10 protein-coding genes are annotated in these 10,111 nt (G+C 74.8%); 5 read left to right on the forward strand and 5 right to left on the reverse strand.

Annotation, left to right across the window (positions count from 1 at the left end; translation table 11 throughout):
- The 4 genes from ACWGDE_RS31070 to ACWGDE_RS31085 form a co-directional block, all read right to left on the reverse strand.
- Positions 1-988: RNA ligase family protein (locus ACWGDE_RS31070; protein ID WP_453392360.1), on the reverse strand; the 988-nt coding region annotated here is incomplete at its 3' end.
- A gap of 102 nt (positions 989-1,090) precedes the next feature.
- A complete protein-coding gene (locus ACWGDE_RS31075; RefSeq protein ID WP_453392361.1) occupies positions 1,091-1,753 on the reverse strand; it encodes an NAD(P)-dependent oxidoreductase in 663 nt (220 codons plus the stop codon).
- Positions 1,754-1,850: 97 nt separating this feature from the next.
- Complete coding sequence (locus ACWGDE_RS31080) at positions 1,851-2,351, reverse strand: hypothetical protein (protein ID WP_453392362.1); 501 nt, start codon at positions 2,349-2,351, stop codon at positions 1,851-1,853.
- Between the two features lie 159 nt (positions 2,352-2,510).
- A complete protein-coding gene (locus ACWGDE_RS31085; RefSeq protein WP_453392363.1) occupies positions 2,511-4,262 on the reverse strand; it encodes a VanW family protein in 1,752 nt (583 codons plus the stop codon).
- Between the two features lie 235 nt (positions 4,263-4,497).
- Between ACWGDE_RS31085 and ACWGDE_RS31090 the strand changes: the two genes are divergently transcribed.
- The 5 genes from ACWGDE_RS31090 to ACWGDE_RS31110 all read left to right on the forward strand — a co-directional run bounded on the left by ACWGDE_RS31090 (position 4,498) and on the right by ACWGDE_RS31110 (position 8,637).
- Positions 4,498-5,574: an NUDIX domain-containing protein gene (locus ACWGDE_RS31090; protein ID WP_453392364.1), complete on the forward strand. Its 1,077-nt coding sequence runs from the start codon at positions 4,498-4,500 to the stop codon at positions 5,572-5,574.
- A gap of 81 nt (positions 5,575-5,655) precedes the next feature.
- A complete protein-coding gene (locus ACWGDE_RS31095) occupies positions 5,656-6,192 on the forward strand; it encodes an SRPBCC family protein (protein ID WP_453392365.1) in 537 nt (178 codons plus the stop codon).
- A 145-nt stretch (positions 6,193-6,337) separates the two neighbouring features.
- A complete protein-coding gene (locus ACWGDE_RS31100; RefSeq protein WP_453392366.1) occupies positions 6,338-6,982 on the forward strand; it encodes a GNAT family N-acetyltransferase in 645 nt (214 codons plus the stop codon).
- A 173-nt stretch (positions 6,983-7,155) separates the two neighbouring features.
- Positions 7,156-7,644 (forward strand): hypothetical protein, encoded by a 489-nt coding sequence (locus ACWGDE_RS31105; protein ID WP_453392367.1) that lies wholly within the window; start codon positions 7,156-7,158, stop codon positions 7,642-7,644.
- A 147-nt stretch (positions 7,645-7,791) separates the two neighbouring features.
- Positions 7,792-8,637: an alpha/beta fold hydrolase gene (locus tag ACWGDE_RS31110; protein ID WP_453392368.1), complete on the forward strand. Its 846-nt coding sequence runs from the start codon at positions 7,792-7,794 to the stop codon at positions 8,635-8,637.
- 76 nt (positions 8,638-8,713) lie between these two features.
- Here ACWGDE_RS31110 and ACWGDE_RS31115 read toward each other — a convergent pair.
- The coding region (locus ACWGDE_RS31115; protein ID WP_453392369.1) for a DEAD/DEAH box helicase at positions 8,714-10,111 on the reverse strand (1,398 nt) is incomplete at its 5' end.

Below are 10,111 nucleotides of genomic sequence, written 5' to 3' on the forward strand. Positions count from 1 at the left end.
GGTAGGGGAAGGGCCGGTGCAGCGCCGGGTACAGCCCGACCAGGTCCGCGACCCGCCGTGCCGTCGCCATCCCGAGCGGCCCCGCCGCGAGCCGCGCCGCGAGCACGGCCCGCGGTACGCCGTGCAGCGCGGCCGCCAGTACGCCGGTCAGCCGCGCCTCCCCGGACCTGCGCTCCGCCAACCCGTCGATCCTGCCCGCCACTTCGGCCAGGATCTCCCCGAGGGCGCCGGCGGATGCCGCGCCCGCGGATACCGCATCCGGGGAGCCGGTGTCGGCGGCCTCCGGCTCGCCGGGCACGTCGAATCCCACGGCGCCGAGCAGCCCCGCCGGATCGGGCTCCGCGCCCGACCGCACGTCCCACAGCGGGGCCGCGGGCCCGAGCCCGTTCGGCACCACCTGCGCATACATCCAGTGCGTGTCCGTGGCGACATGGCCGCCCCGCACCCACTTGGCCACGCACCGGCCGAAGTCGGCGCGCTCGAAGCCCGCCGCCGTGCGGACGACGTAGCCCTCCTGCCGCGTCGTGTCGAGCCGCAGCTTGCGCAGGGCGCGCTCGTCGAAGACGCCCCGCCAGAGGACGCGCGGCGCCGGCACGCCGAGGCCGCGCAGGAAGCTCACCGTGCGGTCCCAGTCCAGACAGTGGTCGCCGTCCCACACGGAGAACCCGTAGAACCACGAGTCGAGTTGTTCGTAGGCGAGGGAATGGCGGGCGTACATGTTCTCTCCGCAGATCCGCCAACCGGCCGGTATTCCGGGACCGATGCGGCTCTGCAGGCCCTTCACCCAGGCCCGCGACGGGTGGTGGCCCGAGTCGAGCGAGCGGGCGTGCAGGCCGTCGGAGTACAGGGTGGTGTTCTCACCGTCGAGCTTCTCGGTGACCACGACCTCCCGGCCGGCCAGTCCGTCGAGCCGGGTGGTCCGCACGTCGTCGGAGCTCGCGCCCGGGGACCACGGCACATGCGGGGTCCTGGGGTAGTGCGTGCGCATGGTCCGCTCCTGCTCGACGACGGTGGTACCCCGTGACTCTACGTAGGCGCAACACGGTCGGACCAGCGAATATCGGGAGGAGCGAGGATCGGGGGCGGCGGTCTAGTAACCGATCGTGAACCGCTTGCCCGCGTGCGCGTCGCGTTCGATCTCGTCGACCAGGGCGACGGCGTAGTCCTCCGCGGAGATCATGCTGTGGCCGTCGTCGTCCACGACGAGGTCGTCGAGGCCCAGCCGGTACGTTCCGGTCCGCTCGCCCGGTTCGATCCGGGCGGCCGGGCTGAGGCAGGTCCAGCGGACCTCGTCCACCGGCACGGTCCGCAGGAAGTCGAGGGCGTCCCCGTGGGCGTGCATCACGGCGAGCACCGGTTCCGGGATTCCGGCCTGGTCCCAGACCAGCGGTCCGCCGGGGGTGCGCAGGGAGCCCGCGCCGCCGACGGCGACGACCCGCGGCCGGGGCCCGTCCGCGTCGAGCGCCTGGACGCCGCCGATCAGCGATTTGACCGCGCCGACCAGGACACCGGGATCACCCGATCCCGGCCCGAACGCGCTCACCACCACGTCCTGTCCGGCCGCCGCCTGGCTCACGGACGCCGGATCGAGGACGTTTCCGCGTACGACGGCGGTGGCGGCACCCGCGTCGGCCTCGGAGAGGCGCGCGGGGTCGCGGACGACGGCTGTGACCTGGTGCCCGCGCCCGGAGGCTTCGTGCAGCACCCGGGATCCGATGGTGCCCGTCGCGCCGAAGAGAGCGATCTTCGCCATGGCGACTCCTGGAGGTGGAGGCGGTGGGGACCCCGGTCGGGGCCCGCCGCGCCCATCCAAGCGAATCCGGCCCCCCGCGCCCGGCACCGCCACGCGGTCAGTGACACAGCGCCACGATGGCCGGGTCCACCGTCCCCCGCGCCGCCGCGCACAGCGGTGCCATGTCGTACGTACGGTCCGGCGCGGGCCGGGACCCGCGGGCCTTGGTGGCCGGCGCCGGAGCGGGCGCGGCGGCGGGCCGCCCGCTCCCGGTCCGCCGGGTCCGCTCCTTCGGCGGCCGCGGCCGGGACGCGGCCGGCTTCGCCCCGTCGCGTGCGCGTGCGCGCTCGCGGGCGGCGGACGCGGGCTCCTCGGCCTCCGTCCCGCCATCGGCCGCCGTCCCGGCATCGGCCGGCGCCCCGGCATCCGCCCCGGGCGGGGGAGTCGGAGCGGCCATGCCCGGCAGCGTCCCCAACGGCAGGGCTCCGTCGGCAGGTTCGGACAGGACCGTGCGCAGCCCGGTCGGCAGCACCACCGGCCGCGCACCCGGCCCCGGGGCGGGCCCGACCGGCCGTACGGTCACGCACCCGGCCGTCACGGCCGCCGTGGCGACGATCAACGCGGCAACGATCAGGGGAACCCGCGGTCCCCGGCGCAACTCCATCCGGCCACCCTGCCCCAGAAACCTCCGCGACCCCGAACGGGCCTCACCCGCAAGGGTGGTCGGGGGCCGGAGCACAGGTCGGGCCGGTGGCTCGGCCGCGGTGCGGGCGCCCGCTCAGCCGCACGTCACGCTGTCCCGGGGCGTGTAACGGGTCTTCATGGTCTCCCGCTTGACCTCTTGGCCGCCCTGGACGAACACCCGGTCCACGGCCACGTCGAAGCCCTCCAGCGGGGACTGCGGTTCGCACTTCGGGCCGTCGTCCGTGCGCGTGGCCGGCGGTGTGACGTTCGTGCGCGGGCCCTTGACCGCGCGCACCTCGTCGTACTTCTTCGTCCCCAGGAAGGTGATGGTGATCGACGTGTCGGTCGCCTCGGCCTGGATGTAGAGGGCCTTGCCCGAGTCGTTGGCGAAGCGCAGGTCCAGGCTGCCCCAGGCGACCGTGGCCTCGCGGCCCTCCGGGTAGCGCTCGATGTAGAAGGAGTGCGCCCCGTACTCGACGGGTTTGACGCCCGCGAAGAACATCGCGTTGAACACGGTGGTGGCGACCGCCGAGACCCCGCCGCCCGAAGCCTTCTCGTACTGGCCGTTGTTGATGATGAGGCCGTCGATGAAGCCGTTCTCCTTCGTGCGTTCGCCGACCCGGCGGTTGAAGCTCCACGTCTCGTCGGGCAGTACGAGCGAGCCGTTGATCAGCTCGGCGGCCCGCCCGATGTTGGTGGTCCGGTACGGGGCCTTCTCGAAGTCGACCTTGAAGGAGGACACCTTCTCCTTGATGCCCAGCTGCTCCACCGTGTTCGCGGCCAGCGTCGGCCGGACCTCCTCGGTGGCGACCTCGCCCGTACGCGCGGCCGCGCCCGACCCGGTCAGCAGCGGCAGCACGGCGGCGTCCAGCCCCTTCTCGCTGACCCGGCGCCCGGCGCGCCCCTCCTCGGCCACCGACACCCGGCCGGCCGCGTCGGTGCGCAGCCGGGCCTCCACCGGCCCCTGCGCGGCCTGGCGCAGCGGACCGGCCAGCTCCGGGTCGGCGAGCAGCGCCTTGCCGTCGAGGGCGGGGGCGAGGCGGCCCGCGCCGTCGTCCTTGACCGTGAGGTGTTCGGCGAGGACGGCGGGGCCGACGGGTATGCGCTTGCCGTCGACGGTGAGGGTGATGGGGGCGGACATCGCGGGTTCGGCAAACTCCTCGAGCGCCCGCGCCGTCTCCTGCTCGCCGATCCGGGGCTCCGTGCGCCGGACGGGCAGCGCGACGGGCCCGTCCGCCGCGTCCCCGGACCGGGGGTACGCGGACCGCAGCGCGCCGAGGGAGGCGTCGACGTCGAGAGCGGTGCCGGTGACCGGGGCGACCGCCTCGGCCTTGCCCTTCCGGAAGGCGACCGAGCCCTCCCGGACCTCCTGCTCGGTCTTCGCGCCGATCCCGTCGAGGGCGCCGCGGGCGGTCTTCTCGTCGAGCCGGACCACCGGCTCCACGTCCCGGTCGCCGGAGGAGAACAGCCTGCCGATCACGCTGACGGGGCCGGAACCGGAGCCCGCGGCCCGGTCGGCGGTGGCGCCGGTGTCCAGGGAGAGCCCGAGCGTGCCCGGCTGCACCCGCTCGGCGTGCTCCCCGACCCGCAGCTCGATCGGGGCCGCGGCGGACGGGCCGAGCTCCCGGTCCAGGACCTGCCGGGCCTCGGCGCGGCTCATCCCGCCTATGTCGACGCCGCGCACCTTGGTGCCGGCGGCGACGTCCTCACCGGCCAGCAGCAGGCCGGCGGCGTACAGCCCACCGAAGCCGAGGACCGCCGCGCCGCCGGCCACGCCCGCGACGCCCGGTACGGTCCACCGTCTGCCGGTGGCCGCCCGGGTGCCCGTACGGGGTGCGCGTCGCATGCCGGGGTCTCTCCCTCGCTCCGGTGACGTGGTCGGACCGGCGGTTTTCATACCGCCAGTCCGCACGCGGAACGTAGCAAGATCCGTGTAACCAGGTAATAAGGAGGTATAGGGGTGGCAAAGCCGGCAAGCGTGATCTCCGTAACCCGGGAGGCGTCCGGGCTGTTGCACAGGCGGCGGGGCCACCACGGTGAGCACCCCCCACGGTGAATGCCCCTACGGTGAATGGAAGCCGATGCCGCAGCTGACCGACGAGGCAGTGACCGACGAGGCCGTGACCGGGGACGCGAGGTGCGGGGCCGAGGAACCGGCCGTCGCCGACCGCCCGGGCCGGCGCACGTGGATGACCCCGCAGGAGTACGGGGCCTCGCGCGCGGCGCTCTGGACCGGCGCGGTCGTCCTGGTCACCGACGCCGACGGGCGCGTCCTCGTCCAGAGCGTCGACTACCGCCCCGACCGGCTCCTGCCCGGCGGCGCGGTGGACGCGGGCGAGGCGCCGGCCGCCGCGGCCGCCCGCGAGATGTACGAGGAGCTGGGCGTCGACGGCCGCTACCCGCGCGGCCTCGCCGTCGACTGGATCCCCGCGGACACGCCCGGGTTCCCGCCCGAGATGCGGTTCCCCGGCGAGATCCTGCACGTCTTCGACGGCGGCACCTGGACCCGCGAGCGCATCGAGTCCGTCCGTCTCCCCGCGCAGGAGGTCACCGGGATCCACTTCGCCGAGCCGGCCGAGCTGCCCGCCCTGATGGACGCGGGCGACGCCCGCCGGGCCCTCTCCGCGCTGCGGGCCCGGATCAACGGCGGAGGCACCGCCCTGCTGGAGGACGGCCGCCCCACCACCCCGACCGCCCTGGACCGGCTCGGCGCCCTGCGCGGCCCGCGCGTCCGCCAGCACGGCACCTGGCATCCCGGTGCCGCCCCTGCCGGGCTGCCCCTGCGGGAGGACGGCCTCGGGTGGCTCTTCGCCCCCGACGGACGCGTGCTGCTGCTCATCGCCCGCGCCACCGGCACGGCCCACCTCCCGGACCCGACGGCCGGCTCCGCCACGGGCGGGTTCACGCTCGGCCACCGCCTCACCGACCGGGGTGCCCAACCGCGCACCGCGGCCCGGCTCGCGTCCGTGCCCGCGAACCCGTACCCGGAGTGCGCGCGGCTGCTGGCCACCCCCGAGCAGGTCCGCGAACTCAGCGACTGGGGTTCCGCGGGCCACGAGGAGCTCGCCGCCGTCCACCAGGCCCGGGTCAGCCTCGGCCTCCCCGAAGCACCCCGCACCCCGCCCACGGAGCTGCCCCCCGAGGGCTGCCGCTGGTGACCGCCCGGGCCGCGGCCACTGCGCCCGGCACAATGCGGCTCAATCCCCGCTCCGCGGGCCGCGGTCCCGCAGCATGGGGGGATGAGCGAGACTGAGTTCACCTACACCCTGTACGTCCAGGCCGACCCCGCCCGGGTGTGGCAGGCGCTGACCGAGCCCGCCTTCACCCGCCGCTACTGGGGGCTCGGCTTCGAGACGGACTGGCGGGTGGGGTCGACCATGGACTGGGTGGAGCGCGGGGCGCGGACCAGCGATCCCGAACAGGTGGTGCTGGAGTGCGTACCGGGCCGGCGGCTCTCCTACACCTGGCACACCTTCACCCCGCAGTGGGCGGCCTCCGTCGGCATCGACGAGGACCTGCGGGCCGAGCTGGCGCGCGAGCGGCGCACGAAGGTGACGTACGAGATCGAGCCGGTCGGTGACACGCTCGCGCGGCTGACCATCCTCCACGAGGGCTTCGAGCCCGGCGGCACCCTCATCGGAATGTGCGGCCGGGCCTGGCCGATGCTCGCGTCCAGCCTCAAGACCCTCCTGGAGACCGGCGCCCCGCTGCCGGAACAGGGCCACGAGAACGAACAGGGCTCCGGCGGCTACGAGACCCACGGCAAGGAGGGCTGAGCGCGCACGCGTGGCAGGGAGGGCCGGGCCGTGGCGCTCGGACCGCTCTGTGATCATGGTGGGAGGTCGTCTACCAGGAGCACCGACATGCCAACCGCGCACCGCTGTCCCGTTCCGTCCTCCCGCCACGGGCGGGTGTGAGCCCGTGAACCTCGCCGAGATACTGGACGCGGCAGCCGCCGGACGCTTCCCGGCGCCCGACGGCTCCACCACCGTCGTCCCGCAGCCCGGTCCCCGGGACGCGGGCGTCCTCGCCTTCACCGCGCACTCCGTGATCTTCACCGACGAGGACCCCGACTGGATACGGGCCACCCTCGCCGGCATCGACTGCGACGCCCTCTCCGCCTCCATGAACCCGCGCTTCCTCGCCGCGCTCCTGGACCGCACGGGCCGGGCGCACGACACCACCGACCTGCTCACCGTCGCCGAACCGCTGCCCGGTGAACCCGGCCTGGAGCTCAAGGAGCTGGAGGACCCCGACCATCCCCGGGTCAGCCGGGCCCGGGGCCGCCGCGACGACGTACGGGTCTGGGCCACGCCCACCGGCGGGGGAGTCCTGGTGCTCGGCCGGGGCGTGGCGGGCCGCTGGGAGACGGCCATCGAGGTCGACGAGGACGCCCGGCACCGGGGCCTCGGCCGGGAGCTGGCCCGCGCCGCCCGTCACCTGGTCCCGGACGGGCAGCCGCTCTGGTCCCAGCAGGCCGCGGGCAATACGCGCAGCATCCGCGCGTTCCAGGCCGCCGGGTACCGGCCGGTCGGCGCGGAGGCCCTGATGCTGGCGCGCGGCTGACCGGACGCCGGTCCCGTCGGCTCGCCCGGCGCTCGCGGCCCGCAGGACTCGACGTCCGCCGCGCTTCCCGGTGGAACGGCCCGGTGCCACCCTGGCCACCGGCCGTCCACCGGAGTCGTGTGGAATGGCCGCATGGGGACGAGCGAGTACCGGATACGTCAGGGGGCAGCCAGGTGAACGAGGACGAGGGGACGACCGCCGAGAGCGAGCCGTCCGAGCACTGGCGCTACGCCCGGCACCTGGAATCCCTGGCCGCCGTCTCCGGCGGGCCGGCGGAGGTCGAGGCCGTGGCCGCCGTCCTGCGCGACCCGGATCCGGTGATGGCCGAGAGCGCGGTCGTCACGCACATGGACCGGCGGGCGGCGAGCCTGCTGGCCGACGACTCCTTCCCCGCCTGGGCCCGGGCCATGGGCGGGGTCCTCGGCGGACGCGCCTTCGCGGCCCGCCGGCTGCGCGAGTGGACCCTGCTCAAGGCCGTCACGCGCGGCGAGCCCTGGTCCCCGGCGGAACTCCTCGCCGCCTCCGACTGGTGTCAGCGCACGGCCGCCCAGACCCTGCACGCGGAGGACGCGCTGCGGCTGCTCGCGGCCGAGGCCCGTACCCGCCGCGTCCGCAACGCGGCGGCCCAGCGGCTGCTGCGGAGGGCCGCGGTGACCGCGTGACCGCGGGGCCGGATGACCGCGGGGCCGGATGACTGCGGGGCCTGATGACCGCGGGGCCTGATGACCGCGGGGCCGGGTGCCGCGAGAGCGCCGGCCGCGCGGGAAATGCGTTTGCGCAGGCCAGGGGCGGTCGGCAACCATCCGGCCATGACTTCCTTCACCGCCCCGGACGGCACCACGCTCGCATTCCACGTCATCGGGGAGGGTGAACCGCTGCTCTGTCTGCCCGGTGGCCCGATGTGCGCGTCGGCGTACCTCGGCGACCTCGGCGGGCTGTCGGAGCACCGCAAGCTGATCATCCTGGACCTGCGCGGCACCGGCGACTCCGCCGTGCCGTCGGACCCGGCCACGTACCGCTGCGACCGGCAGGTCGGGGACGTGGAGGCCCTGCGCGCCCATCTGGGCCTGGAAACCGTCGACTTGCTCGCGCATTCGGCGTCCGGCGATCTCGCCCTGCTCTACGCGGCCCGTCATCCGGAGCGCATCCGTTCCCTCGTGCTGCTCACCCCCCGCGCGCGGGCGCTCGGCGTCGACTTCCCGGTGGAGGGCCGCAAGGAGGCCGTCGCACTGCGGGCCGGGGAGCCGTGGTTCGAGAGCACGCGCGAGGCGCGGGACGCCGTTTGGGGCGGTACCGCGACCGAGGCCGACTGGGACGTCATGACGGCCTTCACGTACGGACGTTGGGACGAGGCCGCGCGGCTGCACGCCGCGTCCTGCGCGGAGCTGTACAACGACGAGGCCGCGGCGCTCTTCGTGTCCGAGGAGGCCTTCGACCCGGATTCCGCGCGCGCCGCCCTGGCGGGCCTGGACGCGCCGGTGCTGATCGTGGCCGGTGACGTGGACAGCGGTCCGCGCCCCGGGACCGCCCGCGAGATCGCGGAGTTGCTCCCCAGGGCCGAGGTGGCCGTGCAGGCGCGCACCGCCCACTACCCGTGGCTCGACGACGCCGAGGCCTTCAACCGGACCGTCCGGGACTTCCTGAACCGCCTCTGACGGCCGGAACGCACGTGGTGCCGGTCCCCGTACGAGGGAACCGGCACCACGCGTCACATCACCGAGGCGGCAACCGCTACTTCGTGCCCCGCCGTACCCGGGCCGCCGCGCGGGCCTCGGCCGCCTGCCGCGCCTCGATGGTCCTGCGGGACTCCTTGCCCTTCCCGGGCCGCCCGGGCCGGGTACCGATCCCGCGGAAGCCGAGGTCCGTGCCCGAGGGCCGGCCCTTGGCGTCGGTCGCGGCGGCACCGGCCAGCGGAACCCCGGACGGGGCCTTCGCCCCGGTGATCCGGCTCAGCGCGGCCTCGCCGGAGCGGACCTGGGTGATGGTCGGCCGGATCTTGGCGTCGGCCATCAGCCGGACGATGTCGCGCCGCTGGTTGGGGGTGACCAGCGTGACCACCTTGCCGGACTCGCCGGCCCGGGCCGTGCGGCCACCGCGGTGCAGGTAGTCCTTGCTGTCGGCCGGCGGGTCCACGTTGACCACGAGGTCGAGGTCCTCGATGTGGATGCCGCGCGCGGCGACGTTGGTCGCGACCAGGACGTTGAGCAGACCGTCCTTGAACTGGCCCAGGGTCCGGGTGCGCTGCGGCTGCGACTTTCCGCTGTGCAGCCCCTCCGCCCGTACGCCCATGGCCCGCAGGTGCTTCACGAACTGGTCGACGCCGTGCTTGGTGTCCAGGAACATCAGCACGCGGCCCTCGCGCGCCGCGATCTCGGTCGCGGCCGAGATCTTGTCGGCGGCGTGGATGTGCAGCACGTGGTGGTCCATCGTGGAGACCGAGGCCGACTGCGGGTCCACGGAGTGGCCGACCGGGTCCTTCAGGTACCGCTGGACCAGCTGGTCGACGTTGCGGTCCAGGGTGGCCGAGAACAGCATCCGCTGACCCGCGTGGTGGCACTGGTCGAGGATCTCGGTGACCTGCGGCATGAAGCCCATGTCGCACATCTGGTCGGCCTCGTCGAGCACCACGATCTTCACGCGCTCGAGGTGGACGTCGCGCCGCCCGATCAGGTCGCTGAGCCGCCCCGGGGTGGCCACCACGATCTCGGCGCCGGTGCGCAGCGCGCCCGTCTGCTTGCCGATCGACAGGCCGCCGACGACGGTGGCCGTGCGCAGCTTCAGGGCCTGCGCGTACGGGGCCAGCGCCTCGGTCACCTGCTGCGCCAGTTCGCGCGTCGGTACGAGGACCAGCGCGAGCGGCCGCTTCGGATCGGCCTGCTGCCCCGCCGTACGGGCGAGCATGGCCAGGCCGAAGGCGAGCGTCTTGCCCGAGCCGGTGCGGCCCCGGCCGAGGATGTCGCGGCCGGCCAGCGAGTTCGGCAGGGTCGCGCCCTGGATCGGGAACGGCTCGGTGACGCCCTGCGCCGCGAGGGTCTTCAGCAGCGCGGCGGGCATGTCCAGGTCGGCGAAGGCGTCGACGGACGGCAGCGCGGGGGTCATGGTCTCCGGCAGAGCGAACTCGGCGGGTGC

The organism is Streptomyces sp. NPDC054956 (assembly GCF_053609185.1).

What these genes read in the sequence shown, in the direction of transcription:
- ACWGDE_RS31110 (WP_453392368.1), top strand. Translation starts at nt 7,792, where the DNA reads ATGACTTCCTTCACCGCCCCGGACGGCACCACGCTCGCATTCCACGTC.
- ACWGDE_RS31090 (WP_453392364.1), top strand. Translation starts at nt 4,498, where the DNA reads ATGCCGCAGCTGACCGACGAGGCAGTGACCGACGAGGCCGTGACCGGG.
- ACWGDE_RS31075 (WP_453392361.1), bottom strand. Translation starts at nt 1,753, where the DNA reads ATGGCGAAGATCGCTCTCTTCGGCGCGACGGGCACCATCGGATCCCGG.
- ACWGDE_RS31085 (WP_453392363.1), bottom strand. Translation starts at nt 4,262, where the DNA reads ATGCGACGCGCACCCCGTACGGGCACCCGGGCGGCCACCGGCAGACGG.
- ACWGDE_RS31095 (WP_453392365.1), top strand. Translation starts at nt 5,656, where the DNA reads ATGAGCGAGACTGAGTTCACCTACACCCTGTACGTCCAGGCCGACCCC.